Raw genomic sequence first — 20301 nt, forward strand, 5'->3', positions numbered from 1 at the left:
GCACCATGGCGCTTGGTGCCCCGTCACTGGCCTGGTTTTACGCCGCCGCGTGGCCGGTTTTTACTCCGCCGTTGACATTTGAGGCGCGCATTTAAGAAATACTACCGAATTCTGGAAGTCCGAACTGCGCGCTGTGCCTTCGATTTCGGAAATAGCCTTCGATTGGCAAAGGCCCTTGGAATTTTCTGCGTTGTATCGACCCTCTTCTGTTTCGCGGGCTCAGCCATCGCGTCCGTTCCCAGCTGCGATATGGCGGCGCGGGCGGCCTCTGAGAGAACAGGGGTTCCGGTCCGGATACTCCAGGCAGTCACGCGAACCGAGACGGGCCGTGGAAGACTTGAAGCGCTCGCTCCCTGGCCGTGGACCGTCAACATGGAGGGCGTCGGGAAATGGTTCAACTCACGCGATGAGGCGCTGAAATACGTGGAAGAAAAGTACCATGCAGGATCGAGAAGTTTCGACGTCGGGTGTTTTCAGATCAACTACAAGTGGCACGGAGGGAATTTCGCCTCCCTATTTGATATGTTCGATCCCAACGCAAACGCGCTTTATGCCGCTCGCTTCCTGGAGACGCTGTACATTGAGAAAGGGGACTGGCTGGACGCGGCAGCTGCGTATCACTCGCGAACAGACAAATATGCGCTTAAATATCGCAAACGGGTGGAGCAGATCCTTCGTTCGGTTCCCGGCCAACACGTCGTGTTGGCATCGCACGCTCCACCTAGATTGAATTCACGCGAACCTGCGGTTTACCGGGCGGAAAGTGGCCGCGTCGCGGAGAATAATTATCCACTTTTGCAAGCGAGCAGCCGGAAAGCGCCCTTTGGGTCACTGGTTCCTTTGGCAGAATCAGATGCCACTGCATCCGGTTTCTTTGCCGCAGCCAGTGAGGAATGAAAGAGATGATTTCCGTCCGCGAGATTTTTCAACCGACCGTCCTTCTGGCGTTGGCGCTGATGGCGATCATCGTTATGATGATCCTGCCGGTTCCGTCATGGGTCTTGGACGTGGGGCTTGCGGCCTCGTTCGCGCTGGCAATCCTGATCTTCACGATCACGCTTTTCATCGAACGCCCCCTGGATTTTTCGTCGTTTCCGACAATCCTGCTCGCGTCCCTGATGCTTCGCCTGTCGCTGAATGTCTCTTCGACAAAGCTGATTATCGGGCAGGGACACACGGGAACGGATGCGGCGGGCGGCGTGATCGAAGGCTTTGCCAGTTTCGTCATGGGCGGCAGCGTGTTTCTGGGGCTGGTTGTCTTCGGTGTCCTGATGATCGTGAATTTCATGGTCATCACCAAAGGCGCCGCACGGATGGCCGAGGTCGGCGCGCGGTTCGCCCTGGACGGGATGCCGGGCAAGCAACTGGCCATCGACAGCGACATGTCGGCCGGCGCCATCGATCATGCCGAAGCGCGCGACAGGCGGGATCGCGAGCAGCAGGAGACGACCTTTTTCGGCTCGCTTGATGGCGCCTCCAAATTTGTCAAAGGCGATGCGGTTGCAGGGCTTCTGATCACGTTGCTGAATCTCGTGATGGGTCTTGTGATGGGCATCGTTGTGCATGACATGCCGCTGGCGACCGCCTTTGAAACCTACACGATCCTCACCGTCGGCGATGGTCTGGTGACGCAGATACCGGCCGTCATAATCTCGATCGCCTCCGCGCTTTTGCTGGCCCGCGGCGGAAGCACCGGCGCGACCGACCTGGCCCTTGCGGCCCAAATGGGGCGGCATCCGGCGGCTTTGGGCACGGTGGCGGTGCTGATGATCCTTTTCGCATTGGTGCCCGGGCTTCCCTTCGTGCCGTTCATGATTGGCGGCCTCGGGTTGGGCGCGACGGCGATCATGTCCTACAAGCGGGCCAAGGCGGCGAAAACCCGTGAGGCCACGCCCGTGTCTTCCAAAGAGAGCAAGGCCGAAAAATCGTTGGGCGATATACTGGAGCTGGACGACATTCATGTCGAATTCGCGCCGGATCTGGTCAATCTCGTGCTGGATCCGGGCACCGGGCTGGATGCGCGCATTGCGAACATGCGCACGCATGTCGCGACGCATTATGGCCTGATCCTGCCGGAGATCCGGCTTACGGATGATCCTGCGCTTGCCGGCGGCAGCTACGTGATCCGCGTGCAAGGTGTCGAGCAGGGGCAGGCCCGTTTGCAAATTGATCATGTCCTGCTGCTGGACCCGGCTAGCACCGAGGGTCTGCCCCCCGGCGAGACGGTGTCCGAGCCGGTATATGGCGCGCCGGCCAGGTGGATACCTGCCCGCAATCAGGACGATGTGGCCCTGTCCGGCGCCACGATCATTGCGCCCACCGAGGTGCTGGCAACCCATCTTCTGGAGGTGATCAGACGGAACCTGAGCCGGCTTCTGACGATGAAGGCGATGCGGCGACTTCTGGATGAGATGGTCAATCTGAGCGATCCGGCCCGGTCCGAAGCCAACCGGAAGATGCTGGATGAGATGATCCCCGATCGCGTCCCTGCCGATCTTCTCCACGCCGTGCTGCGGCTTTTGCTGGCCGAGCAGGTTTCGGTCCGCAACCTGCCCTTGATCATCGAGGCAACCGCCGAGGCGCGGCAGATGTTCCAGTCGCCGGAGGCGATTTGCGAGCATGTGCGCCAGCGGCTGGGGTTCCAGCTTGTGGCCAATCTGCAGCGCGAGGATGGAACGCTGCCCTTGATCCAGCTGGCACCCGAATGGGAGGACAATTTTCAGACCTACCAGATGGATCAGGATCGCGGGCGGCTGGATGTCGCGCTTCCGCCGGAGCTGTTCAACATGTTGACCGCGTCCGTCGCGGGCGAGGTCGCACGCGCGGCGGATATGGGGATATTTCCCGCAATCGTGACATCGACAGCGCGCCGCAGGTTTCTGCGCACCGTCTTGTCGGCCAAGAATATCAGCAATCCGGTCCTGTCCTTCGAAGAGATCGGCGTAGAGGCGCAGCCGTCGCTTGTCGGTGTGGTCGCGGCGTGAACGGGTTGGCGCAACTTCTGCAGATCAGCCAGGATATGCTGTGGTTGCACGCAATCGTCTTCTTCCGCGTTGGCCCCATCATGGCGCTTTTCCCCGGATTCGGCGAACGGCAGGTGCCGGTGCGCGTGAAGCTGGTTCTGTCGCTGGCGTTCACTGCCGTCGTGGCGCCGGCCGCGCAATCCCATGTGGACCCGGGTGCGGCGGCCGATCTGACCCTCGGCTGGATCATCATTGCAGAGACCGCGACCGGCCTGATGATCGGCCTCGGGCTGCGTCTGTTCCTGCTGGCCTTGCAGACCGCCGGATCGATGGCAGCGCAGGCGACATCGCTGTCGCAAATCCTGGGATCGGCGGGGGCCACGCCGCTGCCGGCCATTGGTCACGTGTTGACGATGGGAGGGATCGCGCTGGCGATGATCCTGAAACTGCACGTGCATGTCGCCTATATGGTGATCGCGACCTACGCGATTTTCCCGGTCGGCGAGTTGCCCGATGCCGGCGCCGCCTCGCAATGGGGCATTGCGCAGGTTGCGGGCTCGTTTTCGCTGGCATTCAGCCTGGCGGCGCCTTTCGTGCTGATATCGGTGCTGTATAACCTGACCCTTGGCATCATAAACCGTGCAATGCCGCAGATGATGGTGGTCTTCGTCGGCGCGCCGGTCATCACGGCGGGCGGTCTGGTTTTGTTGTTCCTGCTGGCGCCGGTCATGCTGGGGCTCTGGGGGGCCGCGCTGCAGGAGTTCATTGCCAATCCGTTCGGGTCGCGCTGATGTCCGGACAGTCCGACGATGCCGAAAAAAGCCATGAGCCGACCCAGCACAAGCTGGATGAGGCCCGCAAGAAAGGCGAATTGGCAAGGTCAGCGGATCTGACCGCCGCGGCCGCTTATGTGGGCATCCTGTTGACCGGAATGGCAATCGGCGCGCAGTCGGTCACGTATGTCTCCAGTCGGTTGATGGTCCTGATCGATCAGGCGGACGGATTGTCGAAGCTGATTTTCGACGGTCACGCCTCGGCGCCCGTCGGCGGCTTCATGGGTGTTGTCGCTCTGGGGCTTCTGGCGTGGTTCATGGTGCCCGCCGCATTGGCGCTGCTCAGTCTTTTCGCGACCCGCACGCTGGTGTTTGCCCCGGCTAAGCTTGAGCTAAAGGGCTCGCGCATCAATCCGATTTCCAATGCCAAGAACAAGTTCGGCCCCAGCGGCCTGTTCGAGTTCGCAAAGAGCTTCGTCAAGCTCGTGGTTTATTCGGTCGCGTTGGGATTGTTTCTGAAGTGGCGCCTGCCGGCATTGGAGAGCGCGCTTTACTCCGAACCCGGCGGCATTGGCGCGCTGCTTGCACAGGTGTTGATGGAGTTCATGTTGATCGTCTGTCTCGTGGCGATCTGCATCGGCGTGCTTGATTTCCTGTGGCAGCATTTTGATCACCAGCGCAAGAACCGGATGTCCCACCAGGAGGTGCGGGACGAGTTCAAGCAGCAGGAGGGCGATCCGCACATGAAGAACGAGCGGCGCTCTCGCGGCGCCCGCATAGCACAGGAGCAGATGATGGCGGATGTGCCGACCGCCGATGTGATCGTCGTCAATCCCACGCATTACGCCGTTGCCTTGAAATGGAGCCGCGCACCGGGTGCGGCGCCTGAATGTGTGGCAAAAGGGGTCGATCACGTCGCTCTGGCGATCCGCGATCTGGCCATGCAGCATGGTGTCCCGATCCGCCACGATCCGCCGACGGCCCGCGCGCTTCATGCGACGACGGAAATCGGTCAGCAGATCGATCCGGATCACTATCGCGCCGTCGCCGCGGCGATCAGGTTCGCGGAAACGATGCGGCGCCGCGCGAGGGGCCGCGCATGAGCGGCCTTGATAAATTGAAACATGCCACGCAGGCGGCCTATCAGGCCGAGCAGGCCAAGCTGCGTGACATCGTCCGGCAAGAGACCGAATTGCGCCGCGCCCTCGCGGATCTGGATGCACGCAGGCAGGCCGCGCAAGCCTTGCCCGCGGATGATCTGGCGGCGCCGCGCGCGATTGGCGCGGATGTGCTTTGGCAGGGCTGGACGCAGCGGACGCGGCGGGAATTGAACGTCCGCCTGGCTCAGGTGCTGGTCCGAAAGGCTGATCGTATGTCGGCGATGACCCAGGCGTTCGGCCGTGCCCAGGTGGCCGCGGTTCTGGTGGATGACGAAAAAACGGCCCTGCGCCGGAAAGCGCAGGACCGTGAACAGCTGAGATTGCAGGAGCTGGCGCTGCTGCGCCGTTACATGTCCTGACGCGTGATGTCGGTGATGAGCACGCCCTTGACGTCCGGCCCCAGCGTTTTCCGCGCCACCTCAAGCAAACCGTTTCGAAGCGATCCAAGCTTGCCGGTATCGGTAAACGTGCCGCGAAAGCCGCCCATGTTGGCGTGATCGAAAAGCACCCGCAAGAATTCGTCCCGGATCTTTGGCTCGCGCAGATAGACCATCTCGGATTGCCCTTTCAGGACTTCGAGGCTGAGCGACATCACCACGACCGACTCCAGCCGGTCGGGGCTGACGATGGGCACCACGAACTGGTTGTTGAGCTTGATATACTCCCGATCGCCCGGCCCTGCGGACCTGTCGTGATCGGTCAATTCGCGCGGCGCAGCGGTGTCTGCGCCGGACGCGGGGAGGGTGCCCGCGTCCTCCGCCGGGATGGCCGCCGCCGGCGCCTCTGCGGCGGCGTCCGGGGCGGGACGCAGCATCAGGCCCGCGCCCACGCCGCCGCCAAGGCCGAGCAGAAGCAGTATGAGGGGGATGAGCAACTTCATGTCTGTCCTTTCAGAACGGCAGGACCGCGTCCAGCACCTGCTGGCCGATGCGGGGCTGCTGCATGTCCGAGATCTGCCCGCGTCCGCCATAGGAAATGCGGGCCGAGGCGATCTTGTCATAAGTGATCTCGTTGCGACGCGAGATGTCTTCGGGCCGCACGTAGCCGGTCACGAGAAGCTCGCGCATCTCGTAGTTGACGCGCACTTCCTGGCTGCCCTGAATGGAAAGAACGCCATTGGGCAGCACCTGCATGATGGTCGCGGCAACCCGCAAGGTCAGCTCCTCGCGGCGGCTGACGGACCCGTTGCCGCCTGATTTGCTGGCCGAATTGATGGAAACGGAATCGGCCATGCTGGCCCCGTCCGGCAACTTGCGATCCACCCGCTGCGGCAGTCCGAACAGCTGCGGGATCCCGAGGCTTTCGGATCCGCTTCGCGAGCGCGATGTCGAATTCGAAATCTCGGCCTCGTCGTCGATCTCGATGACGACGGTCAGGATGTCGCCGCGTTTCATCGCGCGGCGGTCGCCCAGAAGCGATTGGCGGCCCGCATTCCACAAGGACGCCTGATCGACCTTGCGGCCGTAAAGGGTGGTTTCAGGCAGGCCGGGGCTGAACATCGCCGCCTGCTCGGGCGATTCGGAAATGGGCGTGAAATCGGGCGCCTTGCCGATATGGCCTGCGCGGCCGCAAGCGGCGATTCCCAGGATCAGACAAAAACCGATAAGATTGGTGCGCATTGCGCGGCCTCCTAATATGAAACGTGAACGCGGCCATCGGGCATGACCTGCCCGGACACGGTGATGCGGGACGACATGTTCATCACGCGCACGGTCTCGCCGGGGCCCGCGCGCGACAGGCTGCGCCCTTCGGCCGTGATGCTGAGGCCGGACTGGTCATAGACCAGCGCGATGATCTGGTTGCGCTCGACCAGCGCGGGCGGGCCGACATCGCCGGGGCGGATGGGCCGGCCGGCATAGAGCGCGACGCGCGCCTCCTGTCCGGCGATCAGGGCGGGGTCCGAAATGGCGCCGACGACATCGACGTCCTTGACCACCAGATCCTGCGCGGTGATCAGGGTTTGGGCGCGGATGGTGCGGGCGGCCAGCACGGTGTCGGCGGTGGCCGGGGCAGCGACCAAAAGCCAGCCAAGCGTTGCAAGATACCGCATCAACGCACCTGCGCCGTGGCGCCCATCATCTGGTCGGCCGCGGATATCACCTTTGAATTCAGCTCGTAGCCGCGCTGCGCCTCGATCAGTTCGGTGACTTCGCGCACGGGGTCGACCGAGCTGTCCTCAAGATACCCCTGCCGCAGCGTGCCCAGCCCGTCCTGCCCCGGCGTGGTGCTGAGCGCGGGGCCCGACGCCTCGGTCTCGGTAAAGAGGTTGCTGCCGCGCGCCTCCAGCCCCTTGGGGTTGGTGAAATTGGCCATGGTGAACTGGCCCAGAAGCTGCGCTTCGATGTTGTTCTGGAAATAGGCGTACACCTCGCCCTCGGCATTGATGGATATGCTGCGCGCATCGTCCGGAATCACGATTTCGGGCGCCACGGGAAACCCGTCGGACGTGACGATGACGCCCTCGGCCGAGCGCTTGAGCGCGCCGTCGCGGGTATAGCCGATCTCGCCTGACGGAAGCTGCACCTCCAGATATCCGTTGCCGTCGATCGCCACGTCCAGATCGCCATTCGTCGCCGAAAGCGAGCCTTGCGCCAGATGCACCGAAACGGCGGCCGGGCGCACGCCAAGGCCCAGTTGCACGCCCGTCGGCAGAACGGTGCCATCGGCCGCGTTGATGCTGCCGGCGCGGCTGAGTTGTTGATAGTGCAGATCGGCAAATTCGGCGCGGCGCGCGTTGTAGCCGGTGGTCGACATGTTCGCGAGGTTGTTCGAGATCGTCTCGACCCGCATCTGCTGGGCCGCCATGCCGGTCGCGGCGATTTTCAGGGCACGCATGTGGTGTCTCCTATCTGGATTGGATCAGGGTCTGCATCGCGGTGCGAATGCGTTTGTCTTCGTTTTCGAGAAAGCTCTGGCCCATCTCTTAGGCGCGCTGGATTTCGATCATCCGCGCCATCTGGCCGATGGGATCGACATTGGCGCCCTCAAGGAACCCTTGCAGGATGCGCCCGCCTTCGGCCGGCTCGTACCCGGCATCCGCGCGGAACATGACGCCGTCCTCGCGGATCATCTGCGTCCGGTCGAGAGGCTGGACCAGCCCGATCTGGGCCAGCGGGCGTCCGTCATCGCTGACCGTGCCGTCGGGCGAGACGGCCAGATTTGCGGCATCCGGCGGGATGAATACCGGCGCGCCACCCGCATCCAGCACGCGGAACCCGTCATTGGTAATCATGTCGCCGTCGGCCGAGACCGAAAAACTGCCCGCGCGGGTCAGACGCTCGCCCGCAGGCGTTTCGATCAGGAAAAACCCGTCGCCCTCCACGGCGAAGTCCAGTGTGCCGCCGGTTTGCGTCAGCGCACCTTGCAACATCGACGTGTTGCGCACATTCGCCGTTGCCATCGACAGCGAGGGCCCCTCGGGCAGCCGGGCGACATGCTCGGAAAAGATCAGCCCCTCCTGGCGGTACCCGGTCGTCGCCGCGTTCGCGATGTTGTTGGCGACGACCTGCATTTCCCGCATCAACCCCGACTGGCGCGTGAGGGTCGTGTAACCTGCATTTTCCATCTCAGCCTCCTATGATCAGCGGTATCAGCCGGTCCTGAAAGAACGACACCAGCGTCGTGGTCATGAACCCCATCGAGACCCAGAAGACCGCGACGATGGCCGCCAGCTTGGGCACGAATGTCAGTGTCATTTCCTGGATTGACGTCAGGGCCTGGAAAAGGCCCACGGTCAGGCCCGCGATCAGCGCGACCGTCAGGATGGGGACCGAGATCATCACCGCGACCCACAATCCCTGGCGCAGGGTGTCGTAAAATATCACTTCGCTTTGCATGGCGTCAGACCGGCATCCGCAGGATTTCCTGATAGGCTTCGACCACCTTGTCCCGCACGCTGATCGCCGTCTCGACGGCCAGCTCGGTCTGGGCGAGCGCCTGAACCAGGGCGTGCGGATCGGCGCCGGTGGTCATGGCGGCCTTGGCCGTGGCCTCGCTTTCCTGCAAGGTTGCCGCGAAATCGCGGGCCAGATCAGCGGCCATCTGGGCCGGGCCGCCTTGGGTGGCCTTCGGCTCGGTTGCGGGGCGGGCGGCAGAGTATCTGCCTGCGGCACTGAGGGCGCTGAGTTCCATTCTGGAAGTCCTTTCTGTTGTGGGCTTTGTTCGGTTGTTGGATATTAGCGGCGCAGAAGATCCATCAGGCTGGACGACATCTGCCGCGCCTGATCGAACATCTTCAGATTCGCCTCATAGCTGCGCTGCGCCTCGCGGGCGTCGGCGATCTCGATGACCAGTTCCACGTTGGAGCCCGCGTAATTGCCGCTTGCATCCGCCATCGGGTGCGACGGGTCGTAAATCTGCGCCAGCTCGCTGCGGTCCAGATGGACGCGCCCGGTCTGCACTGCGCCGGGAATGTCGCCGCCGAGGACTGTCTCGAACGCGACGGACTTTCGCCGATAGCCGGGCGTGTCGCTGTTGGCGATATTCTCGGACACGTGCCTGAGCCGGGCGGCCTGCGCCTTGAGCCCCGAAGAGGACAGCGAAAGGGAATCGGAAAAATCGCTCATGTCATATCTCCTTTAGCGGCGGCCAATTGCGGCGCGCAGAACGGTGAGGGACGATTTGTAGATGGCAAGCGAGCGGTCGTGCTGCCGCTTGACGTCGACGGCCTTGAGCATCTCCTGCTCCAGCGAAACGGAATTGCCGTTGGGATCGCTTTGGCCGCTGGCGGCGTCGCGGATTTCCACGGCGTAACCACCGGCCCGGTCGGTAAAATGGCCGGGGCGCGTCGCACGCGCGGCAAATCCCCTCCCGCCATCATAGGTTTCGGCAAAGGGCGCGATATCGCGCGCCTCATAGCCGGGCGTATCGGCATTTGCCATGTTGCGCGCCAGCACCGCCTGGCGGGCGCCCGCATGCTGCGCCATGGCATGGGACATGCGGAAAATCTGGAGTTTCTCAAACATAATTCGGTCTCTTTCGTCGTCTTCAATCAAGGATTAACCGTGATTCCTTTAGAAATTGTTTTCAGAACATTTTTGGAGAGTTCGATGGGAACAATTGATCTGAGCTGCCTCGGCGCCGAGATTGCCGATTTGAACGCAGTGCACGCGGTTGGCAGGGTCATCTCTGTTGCCGGCGCGACGCTGGAGATCGGCGGGCTGTCCGAAGCGGCGCGGCTGGGTGACCGGCTGCGCGTGCTGCGGCGGGACGGCAGCGAATTGTGGGGCGAGGTTTTGTCGCTGGCGCAGGGCCACGTGGTCATGTTGCCGGACGAGTCGACCATCGGCGTGTCCCTGGGCGATCGCGCATCGCTGCGCGACGCCGGGTCGATCGCGCCGTCGGATCGCTGGATCGGACGGATCGTCGATCCTTTCGGGCGGCCCATGGATGGCCGTCCCCTGATGCGCGGGCCAGTGGCACGCCCGCTGCGCGCGGATCCACCGCCCCCGGCCGCGCGCATGGCCCTGGGCGCGCGGTTGGAGACCGGCACGGCCGTCTTCAATACATTCCTGCCCATCGTGAGGGGGCAGAGAATCGGGCTCTTTGCCGGGTCGGGCGTCGGTAAATCCAGCCTGCTGGGCAGTCTGGGAGGGAACATGCAGGCCGACGTGGTGGTTTTCGCCATGATCGGCGAGCGGGGCCGCGAGCTGCGCGATTTCGTCGAGAATGTACTGGGCCCCGAAGGGATGGCACGATCGGTTGTTGTCGCCGCGACGTCGGATCGCTCGCCCCTTGTTCGGCGGCGATGCGCATGGACCGCGATGGCGGTGGCCGAGCATTTTCGCGATCAGGGTCTCGACGTGCTTTTGCTGGCCGATTCGATCACGCGCTTTGCCGAAGCGCATCGCGAGGTCGCGACGGCCGCCGGCGAAATGCCGAGCCTGCGGGGCTATCCTGCCTCAACCGCGCATATGATCATGTCGCTATGCGAACGCGCCGGGCCCGGGTCCGAAGGGCAGGGCAGCATCACCGGAATATTCAGCGTGCTGGTCGCAGGCTCCGATATGGACGAGCCGGTGGCCGATATCCTGCGGGGCGTTCTGGACGGTCACGTTGTCATGGATCGCGACATCGCCGAGCGGGGGCGCTATCCGGCCATCAACCTGCTGCGGTCGGTCTCGCGCAGTTTGCCGCGCGCGGCGTCGGATGCGGAAAATGACCTGCTCGGACGTGCGCGGGCACTTCTGGGGGCATATGAGCGGTCGGAAACGATGATTCGCGCCGGTCTTTATGCGCATGGCAGCGATCCCGAGCTGGATATGGCCATTCGCGCATGGCCTGATCTGGACCGGTTCCTCGGCGAGGCCGAGGCCGGATCGACGCAGAACAGCTTTGACCGACTGGCACTGATCCTGCGCCGCGCGGCGGTGGCGCCGACGGCCAGCCGCGGGCCCGCTGCCCGATCCGGGCCGCAGCAAGCGCGCGACACCGGCAAAACGTCGGCAATGCGGTGATGCACCGAGTCAATGGCGCTCAAAACGGGGGGCTTCCTGCGGACATTCAGAAAAGACGGGGCATGCTTTGCAGCAAGGTCAGGGCGATTGTGCCAGATGATTGGATATCAAACGATTTGATTTGATCGCGCATGAGAAACCGTTCGATCACAACCTCCTGCAGCGCCGGATCGGATAGCTGGGCGAGGCTGTCGATACCAAGTTGCCGCTTGGCGCGATCCGAGAATTCGCCGATCTGCATGTCAAGATCCGCCTGACCAAAGCTGGAGGGAAGGCCCAGTGCGGTTTCGAAAACTTCGCGCAAAGGCGGATTTCCCAGTATTTTCAGCCAGCGTGTTTCCTCCTTGGCCGCTTGTCCGGCAATGTCGGGCAAGCTGCGCTTGGCGTCCATGGCAAGGCGCATGCTTCGATCCTGTTCGCCGACGGCCACCTCGAACTCTCGGCGCTGGAATTTCGAGACGATGTCGCGCGCCCATGATAGGCTTGATGTCTGCGGGCCTGCGGCATCCCCGAAACCGAACGCCTTTGAAAACTCGCGGTAGCGCACATCCGACAGCTTGTTGGCCAGTGCCGTCTTGTCGTCCGTGCCGCCGGCAAGGATCGTGCGAACGAACGCAGTGCTGTTCAGATCATCGCTCAGACCAAACGCGCCCAGAGCCACGCGCAGAAGTCGACGATCCGACACCAGATCGTCCGCGGTGCGCGCCTTCGAGATGTTTTTCTCGAAATATTCCGTATCGCGGCTGATCTGCGGGCTCTTGTCGAAGGCTTGCGTCTGTTTCTGCAAGGTTCGGTTGAGATAGTTCCACCCCGTCAGGCCGCCCGTGGGAATGACCGGTTGAAAGCTCATGACACGCGCTGCGCCAGCAGCCTGTCTTCACGCGGCAGCAAGGTGCGCAAGGCTTTCAGGCATTGGTAATATTGCCCATCCAGCACGGCCTGACCCGCCTTGGTCAGCTGGTCGCGGCTGTCCGGGTCGGTCAGGATCTGACTGAGCTCCTCGATACGGCGCAGCAAGGGCAGCTTGGCGTCAGCAGGATCGGCGTCGCCGGACAGAACCAGCTGCGCGGAATAGCACACGCGCCTGACCGGAGTCGTCGCCTCTTCGGGGTGAATCGCGTCGCGAAGACGCAGGATATTCGCTTCGGACGTGACGACGGACAGGCGCGAGCGCTTGTCCCCGTTTTCGATCACGGCACCGTTGATGAGCACGCGCTCCTTGGGGCCAAGCTTGAGGACAAGACCGCTCATGCCGCAGCCCCCCCATCGCGAAGACCGCGCATGATGGCAGTGTTGATCTCGATCAGCGCATCGGCGCTGGCCTCGCTGCGCAAAACCTTGCTGCTGTGCGAGTTGGTGAATTCGGCCAGAGAGAAAATCCCCGCGCGCAGTTCCTTGGGCAGCGGGTTGTCGTTATCGGCCACTTCGGTGGCGAACAACGCCCAGAGGTTTCTGTTCTCGTGGATCGCCGTGGCAAGTTCGACGATGTCGAATGGCTCTTTTGCCGCCGCTGATTTCAGCCGATGAGTAATGCGGGCCACGGTTTCGTATTCGGTGCCGCGCATGGTGCGGATAGGCTGATTGGTCTGTCCATAGGCATTCTGCGCCTGGCGAATTGCGTTCACGGGGTCAATCCTTCCGGAAGTTTCTGTCACGGGACGAGGGGGTCAGGGGCGCCGCGTGGGCACCCCTGAATAGATTATCCGCGGAAGAGCGACAAAAGCGCTTGCGGGGCCTGATTGGCGATGGACAGCGATTGCACACCAAGCTGCTGCTGGGTCTGCAGCGCCTTCAGGCGTGCCGATGCCTCCTCCATGTCGGTATCGACAAGGTTGCCGATGCCGGATTTGAGCGAATCGGACAGCTTCGACACATATTCGTTCTGCGTCTCCATCCGGCTCTGGATCGAGCCAAAAGTGGCCGCTGCGCCCGAAGCGGTGTCGATCATATCTTCGATCGCGGAAAGGGCCGACAGCGCCCCGCCAGCCGTGGAGACGTCAATGGCATCAAGTGCAATATTTGTACCCGTCCCGTCATCACCCTCGAGGCCCAGGCCCGTGAGGTTAATTGCGGCAACATTGATCTTCGATGCGGTCACAGCTGATCCGCTACGGTCAAGCGCGGAGATAACTTGAATGCCCGTATCGCCCGTGGTGGCGGCATCACCATCCAAATCCACGTAGTTCCCGTCGACATCATTCACGGTGACTGCCGAGTTGTTGACCAGATTTACGCCGTTGATCTGGGCAGAATTCACGTTGGAATTGATCTGTGCCACCAGCGATTTGACCCGCTCCTGCAGCGTTACGCGATCAACCGTTCCGTCCTGCGCGGCGACGATCTCTTCCTTGATGGCTTTGAGGTCGTCAGTAACCTTTTCGGCAGTCATCCGCGCAACCGACACGGTCGATTCGCCCAAGGACAGCGATTTCGACACCGCCTTGAAGCCTTGGACATCGGATTCCATCACTTTGGAAATCGCCCAGACTGCCGAGTTGTCCTTGGCCGTCGCCACTTCCTTGCCGGTCGAGATCATGTCGGTGGTCTTGGCCAGGTTGCCGTTGATGGATTTCAGGGTCTGCAATGCGACCATTGCGCTGTTGTTTGTCAGAATGCTGGACATAGCATTTTCCTTTAGCTTGCGGTGCTTTGCACCAGTTACATGCCCGCCCCGGTTACGCGGCGGTTTCAAATGTCATTCTGACCTTTGCAGCCCCGCTTTGTCGGCGCCGCGCCATCCAGATCGGATGCAGGCCTAGAATGGGCTGATATGTGCTAATGGAACGCTAAGAGGACCGGCTTATAAAGGGCGCATTTGATGCAAATTCGTGTCAGGCGCGCTTTTCGATCTGATGATCGATGACGCCGGGAATCTCATATTTCTGACCGCGGTTGTCATAGGTTTCAAGGCTGCGACGCGCCTTGCGGACGGCGGCCATGCGGCCGGCGACGGCGCGGATGCCCTCCAGCGCTCCGTCCAGCAACTCCTGATTCCGCATGACTTTTTCCTTGAGCGTCGAGACCGCGGACCGGGATGCCGGCGCGAGCGTGTTCAGCCGGTCGATCAGTTTTTCCTTATCGTGCAAAATCGCTGCTATCGCCTCCAGATCGCCGGTCAAAAGCGCCGCGCGCTCACGGTCGAGCAGTGCATCAAGATCGTCGATCAGTCTTGTTTGCGCATCATGCGTCATTGGATATCTCCATCATGGATTGATAAAAGGTTTCAGCCAGCCCAAGGCCGCCCGATTTTACGATCTCATCGGCCAGGGCCTGTCTTTGGAACGATGCGAACTGCTCCTCCCCGATGCCGCCGGCAAATTCGCTGCTTTTGCCGAAGCCCGCGGATTTCAGCATTTCGGCCAGAAACGTCGCCTCCAGTTTTTGCGCGGCTTCGCGCGCCGAGAGGGATGCCGAGATGCCGGCCCGTACCTGAGCTGGCCGTATCGCGCCGCCTGATGGGATGTCTTTCATGAGAATACCTCGAATTGAATGAACTCGGTGTCATTTGATCGCAAACCGGTAAAGAAGCAGTAACCAGATTTTGCGATGCTGACCTTTGAAGGAATAAAACCCGGAGGGGCAAATGCCTGGCTTTCAAACGACACCCGGATTGCTTGCAATGCCCGGCGCGCCAACTGTCGCGCGTGGCGCGGCAGGTGATCGGGGCATGGCGACCGACAAGGAGAATCGCGCGGAAACGCCTGAATTCCAGTCTGTTTTCGAGCAGATTGCCGCGGGGCGCGCGATTGCTGCGGAGGCGACCGGGCAGGATGTGCACAGACACGATCCAGCGGGCGGCGAATCGGATGGGCAAACGCTGTCTGATGATGACGTCGCCATGGCCGATACTGAGGCCGCCGCGGCGCAGGAGGGTTCAGAAACAACCGAATCGCCTGATGTGTGGGCGATGGAGGAGGCGTTTTCTTCGCCAGAGGCGGCTGAGGCGCCCGAACAGGACACGCTTGATGTGCAGGCGCCGGAATACGTGTGGCAGGCGTCGGCCGCACCCGCCACCATCCCGGTGGCGGAGCATGCCAACGGCGACGGCGGCGCGGGAGTGCTCAAAGGATCGGGCCAGGTGAAAGTGCCCGAAGCCATTACGGCCCCCCTGCGCGCGACCTTGGAGCGCACGGGCGCGGACGCCGCCCCAAGCATGTCGGCGCCGAGCAAGACCGCGATCATGGTCGAGAGCAGTTTGGCGGCCAGCGTGCCGGTGGCACCCTCGCAGCCGGATCGGGCATGATCCCACCGATCCCCGAATAGCGAAAGCTGGCGGTCAGACGCGGCAAAAGCTGAAAGGTCAGCGTCGTGCGTGTCGTCGTGCTGCGTCCCGAGCCGTAGAAGGACACGGTTGTCGAAAGTTGCGCATCGGGCGCCATTTCGGCGGTGGGCATGTCGATCAGCCCGCCGGGGGTGCCGTAGATGTTGGTTTGCGTCGTGATCTGATTGCCGGTCGGCCGGTCCGGCGTGACGCTGGCGGCCAAATCGTTGGCTGCCCGCGATGTCGCCGTCTGCGCGTAGGCGAGCGGAGTTCCGGCAGTCAGCAAAAGAGCGGTGGCCACGGTGGCGGCTATCGGCTGTGTGCAGATCACTGATGTCCCTCGGGCGGTGCAGGCTTTGGCGCCGACAATACGCAAGCTATCGGGGGAACAACAGTGATTTTCCCCAGATCTAGCGGTTTTTCGCGCCGATGTGCCTCTATATGCTCTACGTCAGTTGCGCCATCAGCAGAACGGTGGCGATGCCGATCCCAAAACCTGCCACTCCCCAGGCGGCCAGATCGCGGCGACGGCGGCGCGGCGGGGCGGGTGGCGGGGCCGATTGGCGCATGATCGCGGTTTCCACGATCTGGGGCAGGCGCGGCCCGAAACGGGCAAGGACCGCCAGCGTCTTGCCCAGGCTCTGGGCGATCGCGCGAGGGCCGAGGCTCTGGCGGATGTAGTCCTCGACCACGGGCTTGGCGACCTGCCAGATGTTGATCTGCGGGTTGAGCGAACGCGCGACCCCCTCCACCACCACCATCGTGCGCTGAAGCAGGATCAGCTCGGTCCGGGTTTCCATGCCGAAACGTTCCGTGACTTCAAACAGATAGCTCAGAAGGCTGCCCATGCTGATGCGGCTGGCATCCATACCGAAGATAGGCTCGCCCACCGCGCGCAGGGCGCGGGCGAACTCATCGACATCGCGGTCGGGCGGCACATATCCGGCCTCGAAATGCACCTCGGCGACGCGGCGATAGTCGCGCTTGATGAAACCATAGAGGATCTCGGCATAGACGCGGCGGGTGTATTCGTCGATATGGCCCATGATGCCGAAATCATAGGCGATGATGTTGCCGTTCGGCGCCACCTTCAGGTTGCCTTGGTGCATGTCGGCGTGAAAATACCCGTCGCGCAGCGCATGGCTGAGGAAGAGTTGCAGCACCCGGTCGCCCAGCACGGTGCGGTCATGGCCCGCCGCGTCGATGGCGGCATTGTCGCCAAGGGGCGCGCCGTCGGCCCATTCCATCGTCATCACGCGGCGGCTGGACAGGGCCCACTTGATGCTGGGCAGCTGAAAACCCTTGTCATCCTTGGTGTTCGCGGCGAATTCCGAGGCTGAGGACGCTTCGAGCCGCAGGTCAAGCTCGCCCATGACGACACCCTCGAAATGGGCGATCACGTCCGTCGGGCGCAGGCGCCGCGAGGAGGGTGACAGGAATTCGATCACGTTGGCGGCGAAATAGAACGCGTCGATATCCACGCGAAAGGCGCGTTCGATACCGGGGCGGAGCACCTTGATTGCGACCGCCTCGCCCGTTTCCTTCAGCCGCGCCTTGTGGACCTGCGCGATGGAGGCGGCGGCAACCGGCGGGCTGAAATCATCGAAAATGGCCTCGACGGGCAGGCCCAGTTCGGATTCGATGCTGGCCTTGGCCACGTCGATGCTGAACGGCGGCAGCTTGTCCTGCAGCACGCGCATCTGCGCGGCCAGATCGTCACCCACCAGATCGGGGCGCGTCGACAGGATCTGCCCGAATTTGATATAGGCCGGCCCCAGCGCGGTCAGCGCGCGGGGCGCGGGCGGCACCGATGGATCGCCCTTGGCGCCCAGCCATTTGAACGGCCACGCGATCAGCCGCAGTGTCGTGCGCACCAGTGGCGGCGCGTCCATCGCATCCATCACGATGCCCATGGCGCCCGTCCGTTCCAGCGTGGCGCCGGTGCGGATCAGGCGGATGATGTTATGCGGTCCCCGCATGCCTCAGAGCTTCCAGCCGGAGTGAAGACAGGCGATGCCAAGGCTCAGGTTGCGATACTTGGCATTGCCGAAGCCCGCCTGCCTGACCATGCTCAGGAACGTCTCCTGATCGGGAAACTTTCGAATGGATTCAACAAGGTATTGATAACTGTCCTTGTCGCCCGCTATCGCCTGACCCATCCGCGGGATGATGTTGAAGCTATAAAGGTCATAGACCTTCTGCATCATCTCATTGGGGATCTGGCTGAATTCCAGCACCATCAGCCGCCCGCCGGGGCGCAGCACGCGATACGCCTCGTTCAGCGCCTCTTGGGGGCGCGTTACATTCCGGATGCCGAAGCTGATCGTGTAGACGTCAAAGCTGTGGTCGTCGAAGGGCAGGGCCATCGCGTCGCCCACGACCCAGTCGAGGCTGTCGGCCATCGCCTCGGCCTCGGCGCGCTTGCGGCCTTCGATCAGCATCGGCTCGGTCAGGTCCAGAACGGTGGCGTGGCCGCTGCCCGCGCGTTTGAGAAAGCGGAACGCGATGTCGCCGGTGCCGCCCGCAACATCCAGCAGGCGCTGGCTAGGGCGGGGGGCGAGCCAATCCATCATCGCGTCCTTCCAGACGCGGTGGATTCCCATGCTCATCACGTCGTTCATCACGTCATATTTGCTGGCGACCGACCCGAAGACGCCGCGCACGCGGCCCGCCTTTTCCCCTTCCGGGATGTCCTGAAATCCGAAATGGGTGGTTTTCTCGTTCATCGCTCGTGCCCCGTGCCTGTTTCGTGCCTTGTTATAGGGCGCATGTGCGCAGACACAATGCGGCGATGCCGCGCCGCCCTGCGCCGGATCAGCGCGCCCGGCTGTCCAGCCAGGCCCAGGCGTCCGCGGCAATCTGCGGCCCGGCCTGATAGAGCCAGTGCGTATGGCCGGAAATGACCATCAGGTCGTTGTCGTGCCCCATCCGGGCCATCGCCCGACCCATGTTTTCGGCGGTCTCCAGCGAAAAGATATGCTCCCGCGTTCCGATATACAGCCGATAGGGCTTTGCCGTGGCGGGCGGGCGCATGAGGTCGAGCGGCGCATAGCCCGCATGCAGGGCCGCGGCCGTCCAGGGCCCGTCGACTCGGTTCAGCAGATATTGCGCATATGCCGCGCCGGCGGAATGCCCGAAAAGGTAAATGCGCGCGGGATCGATGGCATGCTGCGCGATCATCTTCTCCACAAGGGCCGCGATGAAGTCCGGATCGCCATCCCCCAGACTCCAGTTCGCATCGATCCCATCGGGCGCAAGCAGGGCGATGCCGTCCCGCGTTGCCACGTCTTTCCACATCTCGACCAGCGACAGACCGTCCCGCCCGGCCCCGTGCAGCAATGTGACAAGCGGCATCGCGACGCCCGTTTCGGGCGCGAATTCGTACCAGACGCGGTTGTCGCTGCCCCGCCAAGCGGCGTGGCGCGTGACCAGATCGCGTGTCGCCTGGCCAGGGCTGAACTTGTAGACGTCAAGATCGATGATGCGAAAATCATCGCGCTGCCGCTGCTCGAAACGGCCCTCGCGCGGGGCGGCACCCTCGCTGGCGGGCATTGCCAGCGCGGCGCTTTGGACAAAGCCGTGCTTTTTCCCGAAAACGGCCGCGCCGATCAGCGCGGCGCCGACTAAAAGCACGCCAAGTGACAGGCACAGCCACCGAAATATCGCCATAGATTAGATCATCCAATTCTCGAAAGGTCAGTCTCCTTGGATCGCCGGACCCCATGACGCGAGGATGGCGGCAACAAGGCGACAGTCTGACATTCCAGCCCGGACCGCGACGCTGTATAAGCGCGCCGACGTCACCCGCCGAAGGATCCGCCATGCCCGAATTGCCCGAAGTCGAGACAGTTCGCCGCGGCCTTGCCCCCGTGATGGAGGGCGCGGTGATCGCGCGCGCGGAGGTGAACCGCGAAGGGCTGCGCTGGCCCTTTCCGCCGGATATGGTCGGGCGGCTGAGCGGGCAAAAGGTGGTGAGCCTGCGGCGGCGGTCGAAATACATTCTCGCCGATCTGGCCTCGGGCGAGACGTTGTTGATCCATCTGGGCATGTCGGGGCGGATGCAGGTGTCCGGCGATCCGCTGGGCCGGTTCGCGCATGAGCATCCCGCCGCGGAAAAACACGATCACGTGGTGCTGCACATGGAGGGCGGCGCGCGCATTACCTTCAACGATCCGCGCCGCTTTGGCGCCATGGACCTGTTTGCAACGGAAAAGGCGGGCGCGCATCCGCTTCTGGCCAAGCTGGGGCCCGAGCCTTTGGGCAACAGCTTTGACGCCGCGGGCCTTGCCGCCGCGTTGGCGGGGCGCAACACGCCGATCAAGTCGGCGCTGCTGGATCAGCGGATCGTCGCGGGGCTTGGCAACATCTATGTGTGCGAGGCGCTGTTCCGGTCGGGCATTTCGCCGCGGCGCCGGGCGGGCAATATCGGCGCCGCGCGCGCCGCGGCGCTGGTGGCGGTCATCCGCGACGTGCTGCTGCGCGCGATCGAGGCGGGCGGCTCGTCGCTGCGCGATTTCCGGCAGGCCGATGGCGAGCTGGGGTATTTTCAGCACAGCTTTGACGTTTATGGCCGCGAGGGTCAGCCCTGCCGCCGGGAGGGGTGCGCGGGGACGGTCCGGCGCATCGTGCAGTCGGGGCGCTCCAGCTTCTATTGTGGCAAGTGTCAAAGATAGGTTGATCCGTCCGGCC

26 protein-coding genes and 1 pseudogene are annotated in these 20301 nt (G+C 63.0%); 8 read left to right on the forward strand and 19 right to left on the reverse strand.

What is annotated here, in order from left to right:
* Window positions 1-372 precede the first annotated feature (372 nt).
* Genes DC366_RS11190 through DC366_RS11210 form a run of 5 tightly spaced genes read left to right on the forward strand, consistent with a single transcriptional unit; the run spans window position 373 to window position 5255 of the window.
* A complete protein-coding gene (locus DC366_RS11190) occupies window positions 373-897 on the forward strand; it encodes a transglycosylase SLT domain-containing protein (protein ID WP_108692315.1) in 525 nt (174 codons plus the stop codon).
* 5 nt (window positions 898-902) lie between these two features.
* Window positions 903-2984, forward strand: coding sequence for a flagellar biosynthesis protein FlhA (gene flhA / locus DC366_RS11195; RefSeq protein WP_108692550.1), 2082 nt, complete (start codon window positions 903-905; stop codon window positions 2982-2984).
* A complete protein-coding gene (locus tag DC366_RS11200) occupies window positions 2981-3754 on the forward strand; it encodes a flagellar biosynthetic protein FliR (protein ID WP_243405108.1) in 774 nt (257 codons plus the stop codon). Before flhA ends, DC366_RS11200 begins: the two co-directional genes overlap by 4 nt.
* A complete protein-coding gene (locus tag DC366_RS11205) occupies window positions 3754-4839 on the forward strand; it encodes an EscU/YscU/HrcU family type III secretion system export apparatus switch protein (protein ID WP_108692316.1) in 1086 nt (361 codons plus the stop codon). Before DC366_RS11200 ends, DC366_RS11205 begins: the two co-directional genes overlap by 1 nt.
* Window positions 4836-5255 (forward strand): hypothetical protein, encoded by a 420-nt coding sequence (locus tag DC366_RS11210; protein ID WP_108692317.1) that lies wholly within the window; start codon window positions 4836-4838, stop codon window positions 5253-5255. The genes DC366_RS11205 and DC366_RS11210 overlap by 4 nt, the downstream gene beginning before the upstream one ends.
* On the opposite strand, the gene DC366_RS11215 is transcribed toward DC366_RS11210, so the two are convergent.
* From DC366_RS11215 to DC366_RS11255, 9 genes and pseudogenes are all read right to left on the reverse strand, one after another.
* Window positions 5243-5776 carry a flagellar basal body-associated FliL family protein gene (locus tag DC366_RS11215; RefSeq protein WP_108692318.1) on the reverse strand — a complete coding sequence of 178 codons (534 nt, stop codon included), beginning with the start codon at window positions 5774-5776 and terminating at the stop codon, window positions 5243-5245. The two genes, DC366_RS11210 and DC366_RS11215, sit on opposite strands and share 13 nt — an antisense overlap.
* Window positions 5777-5786: 10 nt before the next feature.
* A complete protein-coding gene (gene flgH / locus DC366_RS11220; protein WP_108692319.1) occupies window positions 5787-6515 on the reverse strand; it encodes a flagellar basal body L-ring protein FlgH in 729 nt (242 codons plus the stop codon).
* A gap of 11 nt (window positions 6516-6526) precedes the next feature.
* Window positions 6527-6946, reverse strand: coding sequence for a flagellar basal body P-ring formation chaperone FlgA (gene flgA / locus DC366_RS11225; RefSeq protein ID WP_108692320.1), 420 nt, complete (start codon window positions 6944-6946; stop codon window positions 6527-6529).
* Window positions 6946-7731: a flagellar basal-body rod protein FlgG gene (flgG, locus tag DC366_RS11230; protein WP_108692321.1), complete on the reverse strand. Its 786-nt coding sequence runs from the start codon at window positions 7729-7731 to the stop codon at window positions 6946-6948. Before flgG ends, flgA begins: the two co-directional genes overlap by 1 nt.
* 10 nt (window positions 7732-7741) lie before the next feature.
* Window positions 7742-8461, reverse strand: a pseudogene (locus tag DC366_RS11235) (flagellar hook-basal body complex protein).
* A gap of 1 nt (window position 8462) precedes the next feature.
* Complete coding sequence (locus DC366_RS11240; protein WP_108692322.1) at window positions 8463-8732, reverse strand: flagellar biosynthetic protein FliQ; 270 nt, start codon at window positions 8730-8732, stop codon at window positions 8463-8465.
* 4 nt (window positions 8733-8736) lie between these two features.
* Window positions 8737-9027, reverse strand: coding sequence for a flagellar hook-basal body complex protein FliE (gene fliE / locus DC366_RS11245; protein ID WP_108692323.1), 291 nt, complete (start codon window positions 9025-9027; stop codon window positions 8737-8739).
* A gap of 44 nt (window positions 9028-9071) precedes the next feature.
* Window positions 9072-9461 carry a flagellar basal body rod protein FlgC gene (gene flgC / locus DC366_RS11250; RefSeq protein WP_108692324.1) on the reverse strand — a complete coding sequence of 130 codons (390 nt, stop codon included), beginning with the start codon at window positions 9459-9461 and terminating at the stop codon, window positions 9072-9074.
* A gap of 12 nt (window positions 9462-9473) precedes the next feature.
* Window positions 9474-9860, reverse strand: a complete 387-nt coding sequence (locus tag DC366_RS11255) for a FlgB family protein (RefSeq protein WP_108692325.1) — start codon at window positions 9858-9860, stop codon at window positions 9474-9476.
* 84 nt (window positions 9861-9944) lie between these two features.
* Here DC366_RS11255 and DC366_RS11260 point away from each other — a divergent pair, with 84 nt between their 5' ends.
* A complete protein-coding gene (locus DC366_RS11260) occupies window positions 9945-11351 on the forward strand; it encodes a FliI/YscN family ATPase (protein WP_108692326.1) in 1407 nt (468 codons plus the stop codon).
* 46 nt (window positions 11352-11397) lie between these two features.
* Here DC366_RS11260 and DC366_RS11265 read toward each other — a convergent pair whose 3' ends face one another.
* The 6 genes from DC366_RS11265 to DC366_RS11290 all read right to left on the reverse strand — a co-directional run bounded on the left by DC366_RS11265 (window position 11398) and on the right by DC366_RS11290 (window position 14822).
* Window positions 11398-12201 (reverse strand): DUF1217 domain-containing protein, encoded by an 804-nt coding sequence (locus DC366_RS11265; RefSeq protein ID WP_108692327.1) that lies wholly within the window; start codon window positions 12199-12201, stop codon window positions 11398-11400.
* On the reverse strand, window positions 12198-12602 hold the full coding sequence (gene flbT, locus DC366_RS11270) for a flagellar biosynthesis repressor FlbT (protein ID WP_108692328.1): 405 nt from the start codon (window positions 12600-12602) through the stop codon (window positions 12198-12200). The genes DC366_RS11265 and flbT overlap by 4 nt, the downstream gene beginning before the upstream one ends.
* Window positions 12599-12976 carry a flagellar biosynthesis regulator FlaF gene (gene flaF, locus DC366_RS11275; RefSeq protein WP_108692329.1) on the reverse strand — a complete coding sequence of 126 codons (378 nt, stop codon included), beginning with the start codon at window positions 12974-12976 and terminating at the stop codon, window positions 12599-12601. Before flaF ends, flbT begins: the two co-directional genes overlap by 4 nt.
* Before the next feature lie 74 nt (window positions 12977-13050).
* Entirely contained in the window at window positions 13051-13974 is a 924-nt protein-coding gene (locus tag DC366_RS11280; RefSeq protein ID WP_108692330.1) for a flagellin N-terminal helical domain-containing protein, read from the reverse strand.
* Window positions 13975-14182: 208 nt separating this feature from the next.
* Window positions 14183-14542, reverse strand: a complete 360-nt coding sequence (flgN, locus tag DC366_RS11285) for a flagellar export chaperone FlgN (protein ID WP_108692331.1) — start codon at window positions 14540-14542, stop codon at window positions 14183-14185.
* Entirely contained in the window at window positions 14532-14822 is a 291-nt protein-coding gene (locus DC366_RS11290; protein ID WP_108692332.1) for a rod-binding protein, read from the reverse strand. The genes flgN and DC366_RS11290 overlap by 11 nt, the downstream gene beginning before the upstream one ends.
* 196 nt (window positions 14823-15018) lie before the next feature.
* On the opposite strand from DC366_RS11290, the gene DC366_RS11295 reads away from it, so the two are divergent.
* Window positions 15019-15594 (forward strand): hypothetical protein, encoded by a 576-nt coding sequence (locus DC366_RS11295; RefSeq protein WP_133176202.1) that lies wholly within the window; start codon window positions 15019-15021, stop codon window positions 15592-15594.
* Here DC366_RS11295 and DC366_RS20500 read toward each other — a convergent pair.
* The 4 genes from DC366_RS20500 to DC366_RS11315 form a co-directional block, all read right to left on the reverse strand.
* Entirely contained in the window at window positions 15530-15943 is a 414-nt protein-coding gene (locus DC366_RS20500) for a YjbH domain-containing protein (protein WP_341476694.1), read from the reverse strand. The two genes, DC366_RS11295 and DC366_RS20500, sit on opposite strands and share 65 nt — an antisense overlap.
* 115 nt (window positions 15944-16058) lie before the next feature.
* Window positions 16059-17591 carry a 2-polyprenylphenol 6-hydroxylase gene (ubiB, locus tag DC366_RS11305; protein WP_108692334.1) on the reverse strand — a complete coding sequence of 511 codons (1533 nt, stop codon included), beginning with the start codon at window positions 17589-17591 and terminating at the stop codon, window positions 16059-16061.
* Between the two features lie 3 nt (window positions 17592-17594).
* Complete coding sequence (gene ubiE / locus DC366_RS11310) at window positions 17595-18338, reverse strand: bifunctional demethylmenaquinone methyltransferase/2-methoxy-6-polyprenyl-1,4-benzoquinol methylase UbiE (RefSeq protein WP_108692335.1); 744 nt, start codon at window positions 18336-18338, stop codon at window positions 17595-17597.
* An 88-nt stretch (window positions 18339-18426) separates the two neighbouring features.
* Window positions 18427-19281, reverse strand: a complete 855-nt coding sequence (locus DC366_RS11315) for a PHB depolymerase family esterase (protein WP_108692336.1) — start codon at window positions 19279-19281, stop codon at window positions 18427-18429.
* A 152-nt stretch (window positions 19282-19433) separates the two neighbouring features.
* On the opposite strand from DC366_RS11315, the gene mutM reads away from it, so the two are divergent.
* Window positions 19434-20285: a bifunctional DNA-formamidopyrimidine glycosylase/DNA-(apurinic or apyrimidinic site) lyase gene (mutM, locus tag DC366_RS11320; RefSeq protein ID WP_108692337.1), complete on the forward strand. Its 852-nt coding sequence runs from the start codon at window positions 19434-19436 to the stop codon at window positions 20283-20285.
* Window positions 20286-20301: the final 16 nt, after the last annotated feature.

It is taken from the genome of Pelagivirga sediminicola, from assembly GCF_003072125.1.
In the GTDB taxonomy this organism is placed as follows: Bacteria; Pseudomonadota; Alphaproteobacteria; order Rhodobacterales; family Rhodobacteraceae; genus Roseovarius; species Roseovarius sediminicola.

What these genes read in the sequence shown, in the direction of transcription:
- DC366_RS11190 (WP_108692315.1), top strand. Translation starts at nt 373, where the DNA reads ATGGAGGGCGTCGGGAAATGGTTCAACTCACGCGATGAGGCGCTGAAA.
- flhA (WP_108692550.1), top strand. Translation starts at nt 903, where the DNA reads ATGATTTCCGTCCGCGAGATTTTTCAACCGACCGTCCTTCTGGCGTTG.
- DC366_RS11205 (WP_108692316.1), top strand. Translation starts at nt 3,754, where the DNA reads ATGTCCGGACAGTCCGACGATGCCGAAAAAAGCCATGAGCCGACCCAG.
- DC366_RS11210 (WP_108692317.1), top strand. Translation starts at nt 4,836, where the DNA reads ATGAGCGGCCTTGATAAATTGAAACATGCCACGCAGGCGGCCTATCAG.
- DC366_RS11215 (WP_108692318.1), bottom strand. Translation starts at nt 5,776, where the DNA reads ATGAAGTTGCTCATCCCCCTCATACTGCTTCTGCTCGGCCTTGGCGGC.
- flgH (WP_108692319.1), bottom strand. Translation starts at nt 6,515, where the DNA reads ATGCGCACCAATCTTATCGGTTTTTGTCTGATCCTGGGAATCGCCGCT.
- flgA (WP_108692320.1), bottom strand. Translation starts at nt 6,946, where the DNA reads ATGCGGTATCTTGCAACGCTTGGCTGGCTTTTGGTCGCTGCCCCGGCC.
- flgG (WP_108692321.1), bottom strand. Translation starts at nt 7,731, where the DNA reads ATGCGTGCCCTGAAAATCGCCGCGACCGGCATGGCGGCCCAGCAGATG.
- DC366_RS11240 (WP_108692322.1), bottom strand. Translation starts at nt 8,732, where the DNA reads ATGCAAAGCGAAGTGATATTTTACGACACCCTGCGCCAGGGATTGTGG.
- fliE (WP_108692323.1), bottom strand. Translation starts at nt 9,027, where the DNA reads ATGGAACTCAGCGCCCTCAGTGCCGCAGGCAGATACTCTGCCGCCCGC.
- flgC (WP_108692324.1), bottom strand. Translation starts at nt 9,461, where the DNA reads ATGAGCGATTTTTCCGATTCCCTTTCGCTGTCCTCTTCGGGGCTCAAG.
- DC366_RS11255 (WP_108692325.1), bottom strand. Translation starts at nt 9,860, where the DNA reads ATGTTTGAGAAACTCCAGATTTTCCGCATGTCCCATGCCATGGCGCAG.
- DC366_RS11260 (WP_108692326.1), top strand. Translation starts at nt 9,945, where the DNA reads ATGGGAACAATTGATCTGAGCTGCCTCGGCGCCGAGATTGCCGATTTG.
- DC366_RS11265 (WP_108692327.1), bottom strand. Translation starts at nt 12,201, where the DNA reads ATGAGCTTTCAACCGGTCATTCCCACGGGCGGCCTGACGGGGTGGAAC.
- flbT (WP_108692328.1), bottom strand. Translation starts at nt 12,602, where the DNA reads ATGAGCGGTCTTGTCCTCAAGCTTGGCCCCAAGGAGCGCGTGCTCATC.
- DC366_RS11280 (WP_108692330.1), bottom strand. Translation starts at nt 13,974, where the DNA reads ATGTCCAGCATTCTGACAAACAACAGCGCAATGGTCGCATTGCAGACC.
- flgN (WP_108692331.1), bottom strand. Translation starts at nt 14,542, where the DNA reads ATGACGCATGATGCGCAAACAAGACTGATCGACGATCTTGATGCACTG.
- DC366_RS11290 (WP_108692332.1), bottom strand. Translation starts at nt 14,822, where the DNA reads ATGAAAGACATCCCATCAGGCGGCGCGATACGGCCAGCTCAGGTACGG.
- DC366_RS11295 (WP_133176202.1), top strand. Translation starts at nt 15,019, where the DNA reads ATGGCGACCGACAAGGAGAATCGCGCGGAAACGCCTGAATTCCAGTCT.
- ubiB (WP_108692334.1), bottom strand. Translation starts at nt 17,591, where the DNA reads ATGCGGGGACCGCATAACATCATCCGCCTGATCCGCACCGGCGCCACG.
- ubiE (WP_108692335.1), bottom strand. Translation starts at nt 18,338, where the DNA reads ATGAACGAGAAAACCACCCATTTCGGATTTCAGGACATCCCGGAAGGG.
- DC366_RS11315 (WP_108692336.1), bottom strand. Translation starts at nt 19,281, where the DNA reads ATGGCGATATTTCGGTGGCTGTGCCTGTCACTTGGCGTGCTTTTAGTC.
- mutM (WP_108692337.1), top strand. Translation starts at nt 19,434, where the DNA reads ATGCCCGAATTGCCCGAAGTCGAGACAGTTCGCCGCGGCCTTGCCCCC.